Source organism: Cryobacterium roopkundense, from assembly GCF_014200405.1.
Taxonomy (GTDB): Bacteria; Actinomycetota; Actinomycetes; order Actinomycetales; family Microbacteriaceae; genus Cryobacterium; species Cryobacterium roopkundense.
This window is the reverse complement of record NZ_JACHBQ010000001.1, coordinates 1,916,587-1,934,546: the sequence shown is the minus strand read 5'-3', so window position 1 is coordinate 1,934,546 and position 17,960 is coordinate 1,916,587. Positions and strand designations below refer to the sequence as shown.

The window sequence follows — 17,960 nt, the reverse complement described above, 5'->3', positions numbered from 1 at the left end:
GCCATCAGTATCCCCAGGAGTTTTTTGTGACCGTCAAAATCGGCATCAACGGATTCGGCCGCATCGGCCGTAACTATTTCCGTGCAGCTTTGGCCAAGGGCAGCGACATCGAAATTGTCGCCGTCAACGACCTGTCTGACCCTGCCTCCCTCGCGCACCTGCTCAAGTACGACTCCGTCGGGGGACGCTTGAACGCCACCGTTGAGGTGGACGGCGACCTCATCATCGTCAACGGCAAGCCGATCAAGGTGCTGGCCGAGCGCGACCCGGCCAACTTGCCCTGGGGCGCACTCGGCGTCGACATCGTAATCGAATCCACCGGTCGCTTCACCAAGGCCGTCGATGCGCAGAAGCACATCGAAGCCGGTGCCCAGAAGGTTCTCGTTTCTGCGCCCGCAACCGGAGCAGACGTTGCCACTCTCGTGCTCGGTGTGAACGAGGGCACCTACGACCCGGCCCTGCACAACATCATCTCCAACGCCTCGTGCACCACGAACTGCCTCGCGCCCCTGTCAAAGGTGCTGCTGGACAACTTCGGCATCGAGCGTGGCCTGATGACCACGGTTCACGCGTACACCGCAGACCAGAACCTGCAGGACGGCCCCCACAGCGACCTGCGCCGCGCCCGCGCCGCCGCCGCGAACATCATTCCCACGTCCACCGGTGCCGCCAAGGCCCTCGGCCTCGTCATCCCCGAGCTCGTCGGCAAGCTTGACGGTTACGCTCTGCGCGTTCCGGTCCCGACCGGTTCGATCACCGACCTCACCGTCACGGTCTCCCGTCCCGTCACGGTCGCCGAGGTCAACGCCGCGTACAAGGCCGCGGCCGAGGGCCCCCTGAAGGGCATCCTCAGCTATACCGAGGATCCCATCGTGTCGAGTGACATCGTCGGAGACCCGCACTCGTCGATCTTCGACGCCGGGCTCACCAAGGTCATCGGCGATCAGGTCAAGGTCGCCTCCTGGTACGACAACGAGTGGGGCTACTCGAACCGCCTCGTCGACCTCACCGAGTTCGTCGCCGAGCGCCTCTAGCCGGCCGCGCAGTGACACTTCGCACGATCGACTCCCTGGGCGCGCTCCAGGGCAAGCGGGTCATCGTCCGCTTCGATCTGAACGTTCCGTTGAAAGACGCCCAGATCACAGACGACGGCCGCGTGCGGGCGTCGCTGCCAACCCTCACGGCGCTGCTTGCCCAGGGCGCCCGCGTGGTGATCATCTCTCACCTCGGGCGCCCTGACGGAGCTTTCGACGCCAAGTACAGCCTGGCCCCGGTTGCGGCACGGCTGAGTGAGCTCGTCGGACGCCCCGTGGCTTTCGCCGCGGATACCGTGGGTTCGGCCGCAGCGGATGCTGTCTCCCGGCTCGCGGACGGTGACATCGTCGTGTTGGAGAACCTCCGGTTCAACCCCGGAGAGACCAGCAAGGTTGACTCGGAACGCGAAGCGTTCGCGGCTCAGCTCGCGGCTTTCGGCGACGCGTTCGTCTCCGACGGTTTCGGTGTCGTGCACCGCAAACAGGCGAGCGTCTACGACCTTGCGGCGATTCTGCCGAGCGCTGCGGGTCTGCTCATCGCGGCAGAACTCGACGTGCTCGACCGTCTCACCGAAAAGCCGGAGGCGCCCTACACGGTGGTCCTCGGAGGCTCGAAGGTCTCCGACAAGCTCGGAGTCATCGGTCACCTGCTCCCGCGCGTCGACTCGCTCCTGATCGGCGGTGGAATGCTCTTCACCTTCCTCGCGGCCCAGGGCCACTCCGTCGGTGCCAGCCTGCTGGAAACAGACCAGTTGGACACCGTGCGCGGTTACCTCGCCGAGGCGGACCGTCTGGGTGTCAAGATTGTTCTGCCGACCGATGTCGTTGTGGCATCGAAATTTGGTGCGGACGCGGAGCACGTCATTACAGCCGCCGATGCGATCGAACACACTCCGTTCGGCGCAGCCGGGCTGGGCCTCGACATTGGGCCGGACACGGCCGCAGCGTTTGCGGAGATCATCCGCACGTCGAAGACCGTCTTCTGGAACGGCCCGATGGGCGTGTTCGAGATCCCGGCATTCGCCGAAGGCACCCGCACGATTGCCGCGGCTCTCACCGAGGTGTCCGGCCTCAGCGTGGTCGGTGGCGGAGATTCCGCCGCGGCCGTGCGCATCCTCGGATACACAGATGACCAGTTCGGTCACATTTCAACCGGCGGCGGCGCGAGCCTCGAGTTTCTCGAGGGCAAGCGCCTGCCAGGACTGGAGGTCCTCGGATGGTAGTTAACGGTTTGGCTCGACGCACGCCCCTCATCGCCGGCAACTGGAAGATGAATCTGGACCACCTCCAGGCCATTGCCTTCGTGCAGAAACTGGCCTGGAACCTCAAGGACGCCGGGCACGACTTCACGGCCGTCGAGGTTGCAGTCTTCCCGCCGTTCACCGATCTTCGATCCGTGCAGACGCTTATTTCAGCCGACAAGCTCGACCTCGCTTTCGGCGCCCAGGATGTGTCGGCTCAGGAATCCGGCGCGTTCACCGGGGAGATTTCGGGCGCGTTCCTGGCGAAGCTCGAGTGCCAGTACGTCATCATCGGCCACTCGGAGCGTCGCACTCTTCACAACGAGACCGACGAGCAGGTGTCGGCCAAGATCGCGGCCGCACTGAAGCACAACCTCGTGCCGATCATCTGCGTGGGGGAGACCGCGGCGGATCTCGAACTGCACGGCCCGAGCGCAGTTCCCGTTGCCCAGTTGCGCGCCGCACTGGCGAACGTGTCCAATGCCGCGGACATCGTTGTGGCGTATGAGCCGGTCTGGGCAATCGGATCCGGTCAGGCGGCAACGCCTGAGCAGGCCGAGCAGGTTGCTGCCCAGCTGCGCGCCGTGCTGCAGGAGACCCTCGGCCAGGACGTTGCAGACAAAACCCGAATCCTCTACGGCGGGTCGGTCAAGTCGGGCAACATCGCGGCGTACATGCGCGAACCCAATGTGGACGGCGCTCTCGTGGGAGGCGCAAGCCTCGATATCGCCGAATTCTCCAGCATCGTGCGGTTCCAGAAGCACGTCGGCCGTTAGTCCCGCGGGTGGCTCCTCCCTTGGGGGAGCCACCCGCAGTGTTCTTGTCGCGCTATAATTACCAGAGTCTTGGTGGGACTTACTGCGCCCATCGCATTTGTGAAAGGTTTCGTGTGGAGATTCTCCAGGTTGTGTTGCAGGTCCTCGTAGGAATTACGAGTCTCCTGCTCACCATGCTCATTCTGTTGCACAAGGGTCGGGGCGGTGGGCTGTCCGACATGTTCGGCGGCGGGGTCACGTCGAACCTCGGGGCGTCCGGTGTTGCGGAGCGCAACCTTAACCGCATTACGGTCATCCTGGGGTTGCTCTGGATCACGTGCATCGTGGTTCTCGGCCTGATCACCAAGTTCGACACCGGCGCTTAAGTTCGTTTAGGCCCGGCAGGTTTTTGGCTCGGCTCCGGTCGGGCACGTACAACATCGTTCAATGGGAGGAACAAAATGGCATCTGGCGGAAGTGCAATTCGTGGTTCACGGGTGGGAGCTGGCCCCATGGGGGAGCAGGACCGTGGTTTCCACGCCGATCGCATCAAGGTGTCCTACTGGGATGCCCTCGGCAACGAAACCGTTCGGTACTTCGCGGCCACGTTGCCTGACGAAGAAATCCCGGTCACCATCGATTGCCCGTCGTCAGGGCTGCCGGCCGGTCGTGACAAAGAAAACCCGCCTTCGGTTGTCAAGCTTGAGCCCTACAAGACTCACCTGGCCTACGTGAAGGAACGCCGAACTGAAGACGAGGCGGAGTCGCTCCTCGAAGAGGCTCTCAACCAGTTGCGGGTTCGCCGCGGCAAGCTGAGCCCCACGAACTAAAGAAAAGGCCCGACCACACCTCGTGGTCGGGCCTTTTTCTGTCTGGGACGATCAGTACGATGGAGCGATGAGGCTCTCAGGAACCTCGGCAGCGGCTTCGTTGTCAACAAAGAAAACCGTGCGCTTTCGCCCCTTGATCCCGGCAGCGGGCACTTCGTCCCGGCTTGCACCTGCCAGGGCGAGCCCGAGGGCGGAGGCCTTGTCTGAACCGGCCAGGACCATCCAGACCCGATCCGAGGAGTTCAGAACGGGGCGGGTCAGGGAGAGCCGTTTGGACGGGGGCTTGGGCGAATTGAGCACGGAGATGACGCTCGCCTCGTTCTCCCGGATGCCTGCGCCGTGTGGGAAGAGTGAGGCCACATGGCCGTCTGGCCCCACCCCGAGGAACGCGATGTCGAATCGCGGCAACAGGGCTCCTAATGGAGCGAGTTCGGCGAGGTCAGCCGCGTAGCGCTCGGCGCCCTCGGAGAGGGAGAGTCCCTCATCCGAGGCGGAGAAGGGGTGAATGTTCGCGGCTGGAATGGCGAGATGATCCAACAGCGCCGTACGCGCCTGGCCCTCATTGCGGTCGGGGTGAGCGCGTGGAACCCAGCGCTCATCACCCCACCAGAAACTCACTCGAGCCCAGTCAATGGTGTCGCGGGCCGCAGACTCGTTGATGGCAGCCAGCACCGCGATACCCACGGAGCCGCCCGTGAGAATCACATTAGCCTCACCCTCCTCGTGCAGGATGTCCACCATCTTGGTGATGAATCGAGCCGCGACAGAGCTGGCCAGAGCCTGTTTGTTCTGGTGAACCAGAACTCGTCGTTCGTTGGTCACGCTGGCACTCCGGTCTCTGAGTTCACCACGTCTTCCAGAAGTGGAAGGCCGCGCGTAATGACCTCACCATACAGGTCATCGGGATCGAGCCTGCGGAGCTCGTCCGCCAGACAGTCCCGCAGACTGCGGCGACGCAGTGAGAGGTCCTGCACGGGCTGTCCAGGTTGAATCAGAGTGGCGATGCCGGGTATCTCCCGTTCGAGGGAGATGACCCCGCCGGCGCGTGTCAGGTTCACTCCGTACAGGCCATTGGCGTGCGGGCCCGATGTGAGCTCACAGCCGACGGGTGCCTTCAACTGCATGTGCAGCCACGCGGCCAGCAGAGTCGTGGAGGGTGAGTCTGCGGCGCCCGTGACGTGGATCGACGTGACGGGCTCGTAGGGCGGCTGGTCGAGTACTGCGGCGAGTTGGGTGCGCCAGAGCGTGAGACGTGTCCACGCGAAGTCGGTGTCGCCGGGGCGGTAGCTCGTCCGCAGACGCTGCAAAGCGTCCTGCGGGTCGGGCTGCGCCGACGCGTCCGTAATCCGTCGGTAGGCGATCCGTCCCAGAGGGGAGTCGGCCGGAACCTCGGGTGCCAGCCCGGGCCACCAAGCCACCACGGGGGCATCGGGGAGCAAGAGGCCCGTCACGAGACTCTCGGGGTCGCTGGCGGCAGCTCCGTACACACGAAGCACGATGACCTCACTGGCCCCGGCGTCGCCTCCGACGCGAATTTCAGCGTCCACGCGGGGCGTGGTCTGGATCTGGGGTGTGTCGGGTCCCTCAGTCGAGACGACGATCACGCGCATGGGGTGCTCGCGTGAGGCGTCGTTGGCGGCGGTGATGGCCTCCTCCTCGTGTCCCATGGTCGACGAGATGATAAGGGTCAGCACGCGTCCGAGGGCGACAGCGCCGCCCTCCTCGCGTATCCGTACGAGCGCCTTGGAGATCTTGGCGGTCGTGGTATCGGGCAGATCGACGATCATGGGCGTCTCCATTTACGGCCGTCGCGGCCCAGCAGCTCATCGGCGGACGGGGGCCCCCAGGTGCCGGGCCGGTATTGTTCGGGCTGGCCCTGGGTTGCCCAGTATTCCTCGATGGGGTCAAGAATCTTCCACGAGAGTTCAACCTCTTCGTGGCGGGGGAAGAGCGGCGGATCACCCAGCAGAACGTCCAGGATCAGGCGTTCGTAGGCCTCGGGGCTCGCCTCGGTGAAGGCGTGGCCGTAACCGAAGTCCATTGTGACGTCCCGCACCTGCATGCCGACGCCGGGCACCTTCGAACCGAAGCGGATGGTGACACCCTCGTCCGGCTGCACGCGGATCACCAGTGCATTGTGCCCGAGCTCGGCAGTCTGGCTCTCGGCAAAGAGGTACTGCGGGGCGCGCTTGAACACCACGGCAATTTCGGTGACACGACGTCCGAGGCGCTTTCCAGCGCGCAGGTAGAAGGGAACACCCGACCAGCGACGGTTGTCGATGGTCAAGCGGAGGGCGGCGTAGGTCTCGGTGATTGACTCCGGGTTCATGCCGTCTTCGTCGAGAAAACCGACAACCTTCTCACCGCCCTGCCAACCGCCCGTGTACTGCCCGCGCGCGGTACCGAGACCGAGGTCTTCTGGTAGATGCACGGAGGCCAGCACCTTTTCCTTCTCGGCGCGCAGGTCTGCGGCCTCGAAAGAGATGGGTTCCTCCATCGCGGTGAGCGCGAGAAGCTGCAGGAGGTGATTCTGAATCACATCGCGTGCCGCGCCGATGCCGTCGTAGTACCCGGCCCGGCCGCCCACTCCGATGTCCTCGGCCATGGTGATCTGCACGTGCTCCACGTGGTTGGCATTCCACAGCGGCTCGAACATCTGGTTCGCAAAGCGCAGCGCGAGGATGTTCTGAACCGTCTCTTTGCCGAGGTAGTGGTCAATCCGGAACACGGAGTCCGGAGGAAACACAGATTCGACGACGTCGTTGAGCTCACGCGCTGTCTTCAGGTCACTGCCGAACGGCTTCTCGATGACGACGCGACGCCACTGGCCATCCTTCTGCTCGGCAAGGCCAGAGCGGCGTAGCTGCTCGGTGACGAGCGGGAAAGCTTTCGGGGGAATCGCGAGGTAGAAGGCGTGGTTTCCCATTGTTCCGCGTTCGCGGTCCAGCTGGGCGATCGTGTCCTTAAGCACCTCGAAGGCGTCGTCATCGTCGAACGTGCCGGGCACGAAACGGATGCCTTCGGCAAGTTGAGCCCACACATCCTCGTGGAATTCGGTGCGGGCATACTGCTTCACTGAATCGTGCACGACCTGCATGAAGTCCTGATGGTCCCAGTCGCGGCGTGCAAACCCGACCAGCGCAAAGCCGGGCGGGAGCAGGCCACGATTGGCCAGGTCGTAGACGGCGGGCATGAGCTTCTTCCGCGACAGGTCTCCGGTCACGCCGAAGATCACGAGGCTTGAAGGCCCGGCAATGCGATTCAGACGGTAATCGGAGGGTGAACGCAACGGATTAAACTCCGGGGTGATTTCCACCGGGGACATGCAGCTCCTAAGGGACGAATGCGTGGGGGAGGGAGGTTCCGGACTAGTCGAGCGCTCGGAAGAGCGTCGCGAGGTTGGCGTCCGGTGCGGTCAGCGTGAGAGTGAGCACCGGGCGACCGTGCTCGGCCAACACGCTCGCGTCACCGCTGGCCTGGGCTTGGATGAGCTCACCGAACGTGAAGGGGCGATCGGGAATGTCCAGGTCTTCCGGCGGTGTGGCCAGAATCTGCAAAAAGACACCCGTCGCCGTGCCGCCCTTGTGGAACTGGCCCGTGGAGTGCAGGAAACGCGGGCCCCAGCCGAAGGTGATCGGTCGTTTGGCGAGCGTGGCGAGTTTCGAGCGGATCTCGACGAGTTGGGGGAGAGCGAGTCGGTTGACGTAGGCCTGCACGGCCACGTATCCGTCCGGTCCAAGCTCTTCCAGAAGGGCGTCGATGGCCGAGGCGAGGTCGCTCGCGGCCCCGATCACGTGAGGGGTGCCACGTACCTCGATGCCGTCGGAGATGAAAGCTGCGGGCTCGGGCGCCGGTCGTTCGTCCAGCAGACCGCGGGTGGCGATCTTGGCGGATTCCACATCGGGCTGGTCGAACGGATTGATACCCAGAAGGCGACCCGCCACAACCGTCGCATATTCCCAGACCAGGAACTGCGCGCCGAGGGTTCCGCTGACGCGAATCTCGTCTGCGCCGTCGTGGTCGACAAAGATCTCCTGGCCGGCGTCGGCAACAACGCGAACCAATTGCACGTCAGGCAGGTTGGCCGCCAGCTCCGGGGCATCGAGGTCGAGAACGACCGGCAGGATTCCGGTTCCGAGCTTTCCTGTCGACTCGGCGATGAGCTGTTCAACCCAGTCGGCGAAGCCCACAATGTGGGTTCCGTCGGCCACGATGGCGAGCTTGTCCCGGCGCGGGCTGGCGGAAGCGATGGCGGCGCCGAGCACGAGTCCTGGGTTGTCGAGCGTGTCGACTGCGAGCGCGAGGGAGATCGCGTCGGCTTCATCGAGCAGTTTTCCGATGTCGACACCGGCGAGTCCGGACGGAACGAGTCCGAACGCCGTCAGCGCGGAGTAGCGGCCGCCAACGTTGGGGTCGGCAGTGAAGACCCTGTACCCGGCCTCCCGAGCGGATGCCTCGAGCGGCGATCCGGGGTCTGTCACCACAATGATGCGTTCGGCCGGGTCGATGCCGGCGGCCAGGAAGGCCCGCTCGAACACGCGACGCTGGCTGTCGGTTTCAACGGTGGATCCCGACTTCGACGAAACCACGAGTGCCGTCGACGCGAGGTTGTCCGCCAGCGCGGCGAGCACTTGGCCGGGGTCGGTCGCGTCGAGCACGGTCAGTGAGGCACCGGCAGTGTTCGTGATGACCTCGGGGGCGAGCGAGGACCCTCCCATGCCGGCGAGGGCGATGTGCGTCACTCCGGCGGCGCGCAGGGTGTCCCTGAGTGCAGAGATCTCGTCGACGAGCGGCCGGGAAATCGAGACGGACTCTGTCCAGCCGAGACGTTTGGCGGCCTCTGCTTCGGCTTCGGGACCCCATAGGGCGGGGTCGAGCGCTGTGATGCCGGAGGCAACAAGGTCGTCGACGAGGGTAGGCACGACTCTGCGAACGGCGTCGGCGGCGGAGCCGCTGACGGAAATGCGGAAGCTCAACGGACGACCGAGGTCTCGGCTGCGGCGAGTGCGCCCGCGACCGTCTCGAGCAGTTCGTTCCAGGAGACGACGAACTTCGAGACGCCTTCCTCTTCGAGAACGCGCGTCACGTCGGTGTAGGACACTCCGACGGCCGCGAGGGCATCGAGCACGGCGTTGGCGGCAGCATAGGAGCCGGTCACCGAGTCGGCGGGAACGACAGCGTGGTCTGCTGCGGCGAGCATAGTCTTCTCGGGCATCGTGTTGACGACCTCCGGAGCGACGAGCTCTGTGACATACAGCGTGTCGGGCAGGGTGGGATCCTTGACCCCGGTGGAGGCCCACAACGGGCGCTGCTTGTTGGCGCCGGCCTTGATCAGCCCGAGTGCGCGTTCGCTGCTGAATGCCTGCTCGAAGACCTCGTAGGCGAGCTGGGCGTTGGCGACGCCGGCCTTGCTCTTGAGCGCGAGGGCCGTATCCGTTCCGATGTCGTCGAGGCGATTGTTGATCTCGGTGTCGACGCGTGAGACGAAGAACGAGGCGACGGAGTGGATCGTGGAAATATCCAGTCCGGCGGCTTTGGCCTGCTCGAGCCCGGTGAGGTAGGCGTTGATGACCTGACGGTGACGCTCGAGGCTGAAGATGAGTGTCACGTTGACGCTGATGCCCCTGGCGATCGTCGCGGTGATGGCTTCGAGGCCCTCGACGGTGGCCGGAATCTTGATCATCGCGTTCGGCCGGTTGACCTTGGCCCACAGTTGGGCGGCCTGAATGATGGTTCCAGCGGCGTCGCGGGCGAGGCCCGGCTCGACCTCGATGGACACACGGCCGTCAACCCCGCCGGTGCTGTGATAGAGGGGGCGAAAGATGTCGCTCGCGGCGGTGACGTCGTCGGTGGTGATCTCGAAGACTGCGTCGGGAACGCTCGTGCCGGCGGCGGCGAGGGCGGCGACCTGGGTGGCGTAGGCGTCACCGTTGGCGAGGGCGCCGGCGAAGATCGTGGGGTTGGTCGTGACGCCGACCACGTTGCTGTTGTCGATGAGCTGCTGCAGCCCGCCTGAGACGATTCGTTCGCGGGACAGGTCGTCGAGCCAAATGCTCACGCCGGCGGCGGAAAGCTGGGCGAGGGGGGTGGTGATTTCAGTCATGTGTCGTAAATCTCCTCTGTCGTGCGTCCTGGGCGAGGGATTCCTCGCCCAGGAGGTGCTGTTCTGTTCTTGCGTCTTGCGTCTTGCGTCTTGCGTTTTGTGTCTTGCGTGTGAGTCTGGGAATCACACTGGCGTCTAGTGCGCGATGGATTCCTTGGCCGCGGCCACGACGGCCTCGGTGGTGATTCCGAATTCGCGGAAGAGGGTCTGGTAGTCGGCCGACGCACCGAAGTGCTCGATCGAGATGCTGCGACCGCGATCACCCACGTACCTACTCCAAGTCAACGCGATTCCGGCTTCAATCGATACCCGCGCGGTGACATTCTTCGGCAGAACGGATTCGCGGTACTCCGCGGGCTGCTCCTCGAACCACTCAAGGCAGGGCGCGGACACTACGCGGGCGTTGATGCCGTCGGCTGCGAGTGTGGTGCGGGCTTCGACAGCCAATTGCACCTCGGAGCCGGTGGCGATCAGAATAACGTCAGGCGTCCCGCCCGGTGCTTCAGCGAGCACGTAGGCGCCCTGGGCGACGTGTGAGGCCGAGGCGAAGGTCTCGCCGGACGCCGCGCCCTCTCCACGCTCAAACACCGGAATGTTCTGACGGGTCAGGGCGATTCCGGCCGGACCCTGGCGACGCTCGAGGATCGTCTTCCAGGCCCAGGCGGTTTCGGTCGCGTCTCCGGGGCGAACCACGTCGAGGCCCGGAATGGCGCGCAGGGTGGCGAGCTGTTCGATCGGCTGGTGGGTGGGACCGTCCTCGCCGAGAGCCACCGAGTCGTGGGTCCAGACGAAGATCGACGGAACCTTCATGAGCGCTGCGAGTCGCACCGCCGGGCGCATATAGTCGCTGAAGATCAGGAACGTTCCGCCGAAGGCCCGCGTGTTGCCGTGCAACACGATGCCGTTGAGGATCGCCGCCATCGCGTGTTCGCGAATGCCGAAGTGGAGGACGCGACCGTACTTGTTGCCGGTCCAGGCCGCCGTCGAGTGCTCACTGGGGACGAACGACGCGGCACCGGCGATCGTGGTGTTGTTCGACTCGGCGAGGTCGGCCGAGCCTCCCCACAATTCCGGAATGACCGGGCCGAGGGCGCCCAGCACCTTGCCGGACGCTGCACGCGTCGACACGGCCGTTCCGGCCGGGAAGACGGGGAGTGCCTCTTCGACGCCATCGGGAAGGTCACCGGTGAGGATACGGTCCAGCAGGACCTTGCGTTCCGGGTTCTCCGCGGCCCACACGTCGAACTGAACGGTCCAGTCAGCGTGCTGCTGAGCTCCACGCTCGAGAGCAAGGCGGGTGTGTGCGATGACGTCGGGGGACACATCGAAGGTCTTCTCCGGGTCGAAGCCGAGCACCGTCTTCACGCCGGCGAGCTCTTCGGCCCCGAGCGCTGAACCATGGATTTTGCCGGAGTTCTGCTTATTGGGACTCGGCCAGCCGATGATCGTCTTGAGGATGATCAGGGACGGCTTGTCGGTGACACCCTGCGCGGCCGTAATGGCATCGTTGAGGGCAGCGACGTCTTCAACGTATTCGCCGGTCTTCTTCCAGTCGACCGTCTGCACGTGCCAGTTGTAGGAGCCGTAGCGTGCGGCGACGTCCTCGGTGAAGGCGATGTTGGTGTCGTCTTCGATTGAGATCTGGTTGCTGTCGTAGATGGCAATCAGGTTGCCGAGCTGCTGGTGTCCGGCGAGGGAAGATGCCTCCGAGGTGATGCCCTCCTGCAGGTCCCCGTCGCCGGCAATCACGTACACGAAGTGATCAAAGGGGCTCGTGCCGACGGCTGCGTCAGGGTCGAACAATCCGCGCTCGAAGCGTGACGCGTAGGCGAAGCCCACGGCGGAGGCGAGCCCCTGGCCGAGCGGTCCCGTGGTGATTTCAACGCCGGCGGTGTGACCGAACTCCGGGTGGCCAGGAGTCCTGGATCCCCAGGTGCGCAAGGCCTTGAGATCATCCAGTTCGAGGCCGTAGCCGCCGAGGTACAGCTGGATGTACTGGGTCAAAGAGCTGTGGCCCACCGAGAGAACAAAGCGGTCCCGGCCAAGCCAATCGTTGTCGGCCGGATCGCGACGCATCACCTTCTGGAAGAGCAGGTAGGCGGCGGGCGCGAGGCTCATGGCCGTACCGGGGTGCCCGTTCCCAACCTTCTCCACGGCATCCGCCGCAAGAATTCGCGCGGTATTAACCGCCTGATCGTCAACGGAATCCCATTGGAAAGCTGCCACGTCACGTAACCCTTCATTGAAGCGAAGGCGGGTTGAGCTCAACCCATCCTTTAATAGTTGTGCAATTGTCGGCAAACCGTCTCGCACCGCGGCGTTGCGTATGTCTGTCGCGGAACCGAATGCGAAATGTCACCCCCAGCGAGTTGGCCTGCTACACGCGGCCATCTCCCACCCGGGGGCTCACCGAACTACTGTTTCACTGTGGGGAGCACTATCAGTATACGGACGAATGCCTCGGCACGTTCGAAATGACGTGACATGTCATTTGCAGGCAAGGATCGTCCGGTGACCTAAGATTGGTGGTACTGCCTAGCATTCGAGGATTAATGGACGTCGCCCTTCAGACCATGGAAACAACTCCGCGTACGCTGAAGCGCACGCTCAAGGCCTATCTCTCGCTGACTAAACCGCGGGTCGTTGAGTTGCTTCTGGTCGTGACGGCACCGACCATGCTGTTGGCGGAGCGGGGCATCCCGAACCTGTGGCTGGTCCTGGCGACGTTGATCGGTGGCGCGCTGAGCGCGGGATCCGCCGGGGCATTCAACTGTTACCTCGATCGCGACATTGATCGGGTCATGCACCGCACGCAGAACCGCCCTCTCGTCACCGGGGAACTAAGCGACCGCGAGGCGCTCGTCTTTGCTTACGCCCTCGGGGTCGCATCGATCGCGTGGCTTGCTATCTTCACGAACGTGCTCGCCGCGGCGCTGTCTTTCGGGGCCATCCTGCTTTACGTAGTGTTCTACACGATGATCCTCAAGCGGCGCACGCCGCAGAACATCGTGTGGGGCGGCATCGCCGGCTGCATGCCCGTTCTGATCGGCTGGGCCGCCGTCACCGGCGACCTGTCGTGGCCCCCTGTAATCCTGTTCATGATCATCTTCCTGTGGACGCCGCCGCACTACTGGCCGCTGTCAATGAAGTACCGCGCCGACTACCAGGCCGCCGGCGTGCCGATGCTCGCCGTCGTGCGCGGTCGCGCGCAGGTGGGGCTGCAGGTCATTCTGTACGCGTGGGCAACCGTGGCGTGTTCCCTGCTGCTGATTCCGATTGCGGGCATGGGGCTCACGTACACCTTTGTGGCCCTCGTGACCGGTGGCTGGTTCATCTACGAGACCCACCGCCTCTACAACCTCGCGATCCGTCACGAGCACGTGTCGCCGATGCGGGTCTTCCACGGATCCATCGCCTATCTCACCCTTCTGTTCGTGGCAGTCGGCATCGATCCGCTGCTGCCTTTTTAGGAACTGTTGCCCGTTCAGGATCCTCTGCCTTTCTTGAGGAAGGCCTCGTACCAAACCTGAGGGAATTGTCAAGCCCCAGATCTGGGGGAGCGTATAGAGTGAGATTGAGCCCTCGCTGCAGCTGACGTGACGGTGGCGTATCTGTCATCGAAGCGAAATGGGTGTGAACGTGTTGGATTACATCGGGGACAGGTTCGATCAGATCCTGTTCTCCAGCTGGCAGCACTTCAGTCTGGTGGTGCAGTGCCTGATTCTGGCGACTGTGATCGCCGTTCTCGTGGCAGCTCTCGTGTATCGGAGCACCGCATTCACGTCGGTAGCCAACTCGGTGTCGGCCATCGGGCTCACGATTCCGTCTTTCGCGTTCATCGGGCTGCTGATTGCGCCGATCGGGTTCGGGGTTGCGCCGGCGGTCATCGTCGTGACGTTCTTCGCGAGCCTGCCGATCCTGCGAAACGCCGTGGTCGGCCTGTCCGGGGTTGCGCCGTCGATCGTGGAGTCGGCGCGCGGCATCGGGATGAGCCGTTTCCGTACCCTGGTGCAGGTTGAACTTCCCATTGCGTGGCCCGTCATCCTGAACGGTATCCGGGTCTCGGCCCAGATGGTGATGGGAATCGCTGCGGTGGCCGCGTACTCCCTCGGCCCCGGGCTCGGGGGCTTCATCTTCTCGGGGCTGTCCCGTCTCGGGGGTGCCAATTCCCTCGAGTCCGTCTGGACGGGCGTTATCGGCGTCGTCGTGCTCGCTCTTCTTCTTGACCTTCTCATTGTCGGCCTCGGTCGACTCACTACTCCGCGAGGTATCCGTGTTTGAACCAGTGAACGAAACCGTGCTCCCCGTGGAAGTCACCGGCGCGAGCATTCTGCTCGACCACGTCACCAAGCGTTTCCCCGGACAGCTCAAGCCGGCGGTCGATGGCCTCACGATGGAGATCCCTGCGGGAAAGATCGTGATGCTCGTCGGACCCTCCGGATGCGGGAAGACCACGACGCTCAAGATGATCAATCGGTTGATCGAACCGTCAGAGGGCCGAATCGTCGTCGACGGAGACGACGTGACAGACATGAACGGTGACGAACTCCGCCGAGGCATCGGCTATGTCATCCAGGCGGGCGGTCTGTTTCCCCACATGACCGTGGCGACCAATATCGGAATCGTTCCCAAGATGCTCGGTTGGGACAGGGCGCGCATCGCGGCGCGTGTCGACGAACTCCTGGAACTTGTTTCTCTGGATCCCGCGCTCTACCGCAATCGATACCCCAAGGAACTTTCCGGCGGCCAGCAGCAGCGCGTGGGCGTCGCCAGGGCGCTTGCCGCCGACCCGCCGGTTCTTCTCATGGACGAACCCTTCGGCGCAGTGGACCCGATCACGCGGTTGCGTCTGCAGGACGAGCTGCTCAGCATCCAGGAGGAGCTCCAGAAGACCATCGTGTGTGTGACTCACGACTTTGACGAGGCCGTCAAGCTCGGCGACTGGATCGCCATTTTCAACGAGGGTGCCCAGCTCGTGCAGTACGACACCCCCGAGCGGATTTTGGGCGACCCGGCCAACGAATTCGTGGAGAATTTTATAGGCTCGGGTGCCGGTCTGAAGCAACTCACTCTGACCAGGGTGGCGGAGGTCGGACTGGCGGAAGCTGTGGTCGGCAAACCGGGCGAGAAGGCCGCGGCAGTGTTGTCCCGCGTCACGACGGCCGGGCACGGTCACGCCGTCATCGTCGACGATCGCCAGCGGCCCATTCAGTGGCTCTCCCGCCGTCAGCTGGCTCGACTCGACACCATCGACAGCTCTCCGGACCCGAAACTCCCCGTTGTCGGCCACCGCGCGACGCTCAACGACGCTCTCGACACCATGCTTGTTTCAAGTGCGGGAGCAGCCCTGGTCACCGGTAGGCGGGACATGTTCAAGGGCGTGATCGACGTCAACACCATCATGGAGGCGATCACCAAAGCGCAGGGCGCCGCCGCCGAGGTGTCGGCGGATGCTCCGGTCGGACTCAACACCGGCGTCTTCCCGTCGCCGATTGTGGCCGAGGAACCGGGTCAGCCGTGAGTGCGGCTCCCGCGCTGACGGACGAGTCCGATCCCGGCGTGGTTTCTCCGGCACAACTGGTGTGGTTGTCCTGGCGGGGACTCGTCTACCAGCTCGTCGGAATTGTTGTCGGTCTGGCTGCCCTGGTCGCGTGGTTGCTCACGGCCGACCTCTCGGCAGTCGAGCTCAATACCCTCGCCCCCGCAGCACTGTGGGGATACACCGTGGAGCACCTGCAGCTCACGCTGCTGGCTGCCCTGATCGTGCTCGTGGTGGCGATACCCGTGGGAATTCTCCTGACCCGCCGGCCCCTGCGATTTCTCACCGGCCCCGTGCTTGTGGTCGCAAATTTCGGTCAGGCCGCTCCGGCGCTGGGCGTTGTCGTCCTTCTGGCGTTCTGGCTGGGCTTTGGCTTCTGGGCCGCGACGGTCTCGCTCGTTCTGTACGCCGTACTGCCGGTGCTGCGCAACACTATGGTGGGACTGCAGCAGGTGGACGCTCGCCTGGTCGAGGCGGGTCGCGGCATGGGCATGAGCGCCTCGGCGGTACTTCTCAAGGTCGAGTTGCCCCTCGCCGTGCCGGTCATGCTCGCGGGCATTCGAACGGCTCTGGTGCTGCTGGTGGGAACCGCGGCTTTGGCCACCTTCATCAACGGCGGCGGCCTCGGCATTCTCATCACCACGGGAGTGAACCTCAAGCTCACCTCGGTGCTCGTCACTGGTTCCGTGCTCGTGGCCCTGCTGGCGCTGCTGATCGACTGGGTCGGTCGCGTTGTTGAGCATGTCGCACGTCCGAAAGGAATTTAGATGTTCGCCGACCTTCTGCGACCGGGCGCGCGTGTCCGTCGCCTCTCCCTCGCCGCTGCCGCGCTGACGGCCACCGGCCTGGCGCTGTCCGGATGCGGCCTGCAGCCGGCCACGTCGTACGTGCCCGACGTCGGTCCGGGCTCGATCACGCCTATCGACGGGCTCGACGGCGCCGATCTCACCGTGACAAGCAAGAACTACACGGAGCAGCTCATTCTGGGCAAGATTGCCGTGATCGCCGCCTCGGCTGCCGGTTTCGCCGTCACCGACCTCAGCAACGTGCCCGGGAGTCAGCCGGCGCGCGAGCTGATTCTGTCCGGCCAGGCAGACATTCTCTGGGAATACACCGGTACGGCCTGGCTCACGTACCTCGGCCAGACGGAGACGATTTCGAACCAGCAAGAGCAGTGGCAGGCCGTGTACGACATCGACATCGAGAACGGCGTCACGTGGGGTGCTCCGGCGCCGATGAACAACACGTACGCCATGGCCGTTCGCTCAGAAGCTGTGACCGAGCTCGGCGGCATCACCTCCATGTCTCAGCTCGCCACGCTGCCCGTTGAGGAGCGCACGTTTTGTGTTGAGGCCGAGTTCAACTCCCGCCCCGACGGGTTGAATCCCATGCTCGAGCACTATGGGCTCGCCAGGGGAACTGCCGACGGTGTTCCCGACGGCAATGTGGGTATCTACGACACGGGGGCAATCTACAGTGCGACGGACACCGGCGCCTGCAACTTCGGCGAGGTTTTCACGACCGATGGCCGCATCGATGCCCTGGACCTGGCCGTGCTCGAAGACGACCTTGGCTTTTTTCCGGCCTATAACGTCGCCCCGGTGTTCTTCACGGAATCGTTGAAGGAATACCCTCAGCTTGAGGACATCTTCGCCCAAATTTCTCCCAGCCTCACCGATGCGGTTCTGCGCGACCTGAACCGCAAGGTGGACGTCGACGGGCAGGAGCCGGCCGAGGTGGCCTTCGAATGGATGAAGAGTGAGGGCTTCATCTCCGATCCTGAGTAGCCAGCCGACCCTGAGTAGCCAGCCGACCCTGAGTAGCGGGCGCCGCTCGCCAGGCGAGGGCGGTCACAGGCGCCTGGTCAGCACCGGCTCGATCTTGTCGTTGTCGGACTCGTGGATGACGACTGTCACGACGCGGCCACTGATTGCGGCTGTCGTGGCCCGGAACTCCGCAACGGTCACGGCGATGGCCGGGTAGAGTTTGTGGTCAACGGGCAGGTCTGCCTTCTGGGCCAGGGACTGTTCCACCTGATGCTGTTGACGCGTGTGCAGATCGGCCCATTCCTTGGATCCGAATTCGTGCGGGTTTTTCGTATAGTTCATCACCACGTACTGCAGGTGCTGATTAAGGGCGTCGCGAATCGGATCACCGCCCCGATTCGTTGACCCTGGGCGATCGGTGAAGACGAAGCCGCGCAGTTCGGCGATGCCTACGGGGCCACCCGGGGAATCCTCGAACCAGAAATTACCGGTTCGATCGGCCAGCCAATAGTGCGCCTCGGCTTCGAGGGTGACGCCGTGTGACGTGCACCAACTCCACCCACGCTCCTGCAAACGAGGTTGCGGCACGAACCCAAATATGGGCGGTCCGAATTCCACCAGACGAGCTTCATCGTCTGGCGGTTCCCAAACGGCCCTCTCGACGAGATGCATGCATGGAGAATACACCGGGA

Annotated in this window: 17 protein-coding genes; 10 read left to right on the top strand and 7 right to left on the bottom strand. The window is 64.0% G+C overall.

Annotated features, from left to right (window positions below):
• Positions 1 to 26 precede the first annotated feature (26 nt).
• The 5 genes from gap to BJ997_RS09070 all read left to right on the top strand — a co-directional run bounded on the left by gap (position 27) and on the right by BJ997_RS09070 (position 3,860).
• Entirely contained in the window at positions 27 to 1,034 is a 1,008-nt protein-coding gene (gene gap / locus BJ997_RS09090; protein ID WP_035835953.1) for a type I glyceraldehyde-3-phosphate dehydrogenase, read from the top strand.
• A gap of 11 nt (positions 1,035 to 1,045) precedes the next feature.
• Positions 1,046 to 2,257, top strand: a complete 1,212-nt coding sequence (locus BJ997_RS09085) for a phosphoglycerate kinase (protein ID WP_035835952.1) — start codon at positions 1,046 to 1,048, stop codon at positions 2,255 to 2,257.
• A complete protein-coding gene (gene tpiA, locus BJ997_RS09080) occupies positions 2,251 to 3,051 on the top strand; it encodes a triose-phosphate isomerase (protein ID WP_035835951.1) in 801 nt (266 codons plus the stop codon). Before BJ997_RS09085 ends, tpiA begins: the two co-directional genes overlap by 7 nt.
• Positions 3,052 to 3,164: 113 nt before the next feature.
• Entirely contained in the window at positions 3,165 to 3,416 is a 252-nt protein-coding gene (gene secG / locus BJ997_RS09075) for a preprotein translocase subunit SecG (RefSeq protein WP_035835950.1), read from the top strand.
• A 75-nt stretch (positions 3,417 to 3,491) separates the two neighbouring features.
• Positions 3,492 to 3,860, top strand: coding sequence for an RNA polymerase-binding protein RbpA (locus BJ997_RS09070; RefSeq protein WP_035835949.1), 369 nt, complete (start codon positions 3,492 to 3,494; stop codon positions 3,858 to 3,860).
• 51 nt (positions 3,861 to 3,911) lie between these two features.
• Here the strand turns inward: BJ997_RS09070 and pgl are convergent, their stop codons facing one another.
• The 6 genes from pgl to tkt all read right to left on the bottom strand — a co-directional run bounded on the left by pgl (position 3,912) and on the right by tkt (position 12,189).
• Positions 3,912 to 4,682, bottom strand: a complete 771-nt coding sequence (gene pgl, locus BJ997_RS09065; RefSeq protein WP_035835948.1) for a 6-phosphogluconolactonase — start codon at positions 4,680 to 4,682, stop codon at positions 3,912 to 3,914.
• On the bottom strand, positions 4,679 to 5,647 hold the full coding sequence (locus BJ997_RS09060; protein WP_035835947.1) for a glucose-6-phosphate dehydrogenase assembly protein OpcA: 969 nt from the start codon (positions 5,645 to 5,647) through the stop codon (positions 4,679 to 4,681). The genes pgl and BJ997_RS09060 overlap by 4 nt, the downstream gene beginning before the upstream one ends.
• Positions 5,644 to 7,185: a glucose-6-phosphate dehydrogenase gene (zwf, locus tag BJ997_RS09055; protein WP_035835946.1), complete on the bottom strand. Its 1,542-nt coding sequence runs from the start codon at positions 7,183 to 7,185 to the stop codon at positions 5,644 to 5,646. Before zwf ends, BJ997_RS09060 begins: the two co-directional genes overlap by 4 nt.
• A 43-nt stretch (positions 7,186 to 7,228) precedes the next feature.
• Positions 7,229 to 8,836, bottom strand: coding sequence for a glucose-6-phosphate isomerase (locus tag BJ997_RS09050; protein ID WP_035835945.1), 1,608 nt, complete (start codon positions 8,834 to 8,836; stop codon positions 7,229 to 7,231).
• Positions 8,833 to 9,963, bottom strand: a complete 1,131-nt coding sequence (gene tal / locus BJ997_RS09045; RefSeq protein WP_035835944.1) for a transaldolase — start codon at positions 9,961 to 9,963, stop codon at positions 8,833 to 8,835. Before tal ends, BJ997_RS09050 begins: the two co-directional genes overlap by 4 nt.
• Positions 9,964 to 10,098: 135 nt before the next feature.
• Positions 10,099 to 12,189 (bottom strand): transketolase, encoded by a 2,091-nt coding sequence (gene tkt / locus BJ997_RS09040; protein WP_035835943.1) that lies wholly within the window; start codon positions 12,187 to 12,189, stop codon positions 10,099 to 10,101.
• A 326-nt stretch (positions 12,190 to 12,515) separates the two neighbouring features.
• Here tkt and BJ997_RS09035 point away from each other — a divergent pair, with 326 nt between their 5' ends.
• The 5 genes from BJ997_RS09035 to BJ997_RS09015 all read left to right on the top strand — a co-directional run bounded on the left by BJ997_RS09035 (position 12,516) and on the right by BJ997_RS09015 (position 17,289).
• Complete coding sequence (locus tag BJ997_RS09035; protein ID WP_035835942.1) at positions 12,516 to 13,433, top strand: heme o synthase; 918 nt, start codon at positions 12,516 to 12,518, stop codon at positions 13,431 to 13,433.
• 169 nt (positions 13,434 to 13,602) lie between these two features.
• Complete coding sequence (locus BJ997_RS09030; RefSeq protein ID WP_035835966.1) at positions 13,603 to 14,244, top strand: ABC transporter permease; 642 nt, start codon at positions 13,603 to 13,605, stop codon at positions 14,242 to 14,244.
• A complete protein-coding gene (locus tag BJ997_RS09025) occupies positions 14,237 to 15,484 on the top strand; it encodes an ATP-binding cassette domain-containing protein (protein ID WP_236628865.1) in 1,248 nt (415 codons plus the stop codon). The genes BJ997_RS09030 and BJ997_RS09025 overlap by 8 nt, the downstream gene beginning before the upstream one ends.
• Positions 15,485 to 15,549: 65 nt before the next feature.
• Entirely contained in the window at positions 15,550 to 16,269 is a 720-nt protein-coding gene (locus BJ997_RS09020; protein WP_236628866.1) for an ABC transporter permease, read from the top strand.
• Positions 16,270 to 17,289: a glycine betaine ABC transporter substrate-binding protein gene (locus tag BJ997_RS09015; RefSeq protein WP_035835940.1), complete on the top strand. Its 1,020-nt coding sequence runs from the start codon at positions 16,270 to 16,272 to the stop codon at positions 17,287 to 17,289. It begins immediately after the preceding gene.
• A 63-nt stretch (positions 17,290 to 17,352) separates the two neighbouring features.
• Here the strand turns inward: BJ997_RS09015 and BJ997_RS09010 are convergent, their stop codons facing one another.
• The gene (locus tag BJ997_RS09010) at positions 17,353 to 17,940 is read right to left on the bottom strand and encodes a hypothetical protein (RefSeq protein ID WP_152602116.1); all 588 of its coding nucleotides are present in this window, start codon (positions 17,938 to 17,940) and stop codon (positions 17,353 to 17,355) included.
• Positions 17,941 to 17,960 lie beyond the last annotated feature (20 nt).

Coding starts and splice junctions, on each gene's coding strand:
- BJ997_RS09010 (WP_152602116.1), bottom strand. CDS start 17,940: ATGCATCTCGTCGAGAGGGCCGTTTGGGAACCGCCAGACGATGAAGCT.
- BJ997_RS09015 (WP_035835940.1), top strand. CDS start 16,270: ATGTTCGCCGACCTTCTGCGACCGGGCGCGCGTGTCCGTCGCCTCTCC.
- tal (WP_035835944.1), bottom strand. CDS start 9,963: ATGACTGAAATCACCACCCCCCTCGCCCAGCTTTCCGCCGCCGGCGTG.
- BJ997_RS09035 (WP_035835942.1), top strand. CDS start 12,516: ATGGACGTCGCCCTTCAGACCATGGAAACAACTCCGCGTACGCTGAAG.
- BJ997_RS09060 (WP_035835947.1), bottom strand. CDS start 5,647: ATGATCGTCGATCTGCCCGATACCACGACCGCCAAGATCTCCAAGGCG.
- zwf (WP_035835946.1), bottom strand. CDS start 7,185: ATGTCCCCGGTGGAAATCACCCCGGAGTTTAATCCGTTGCGTTCACCC.
- tpiA (WP_035835951.1), top strand. CDS start 2,251: ATGGTAGTTAACGGTTTGGCTCGACGCACGCCCCTCATCGCCGGCAAC.
- BJ997_RS09070 (WP_035835949.1), top strand. CDS start 3,492: ATGGCATCTGGCGGAAGTGCAATTCGTGGTTCACGGGTGGGAGCTGGC.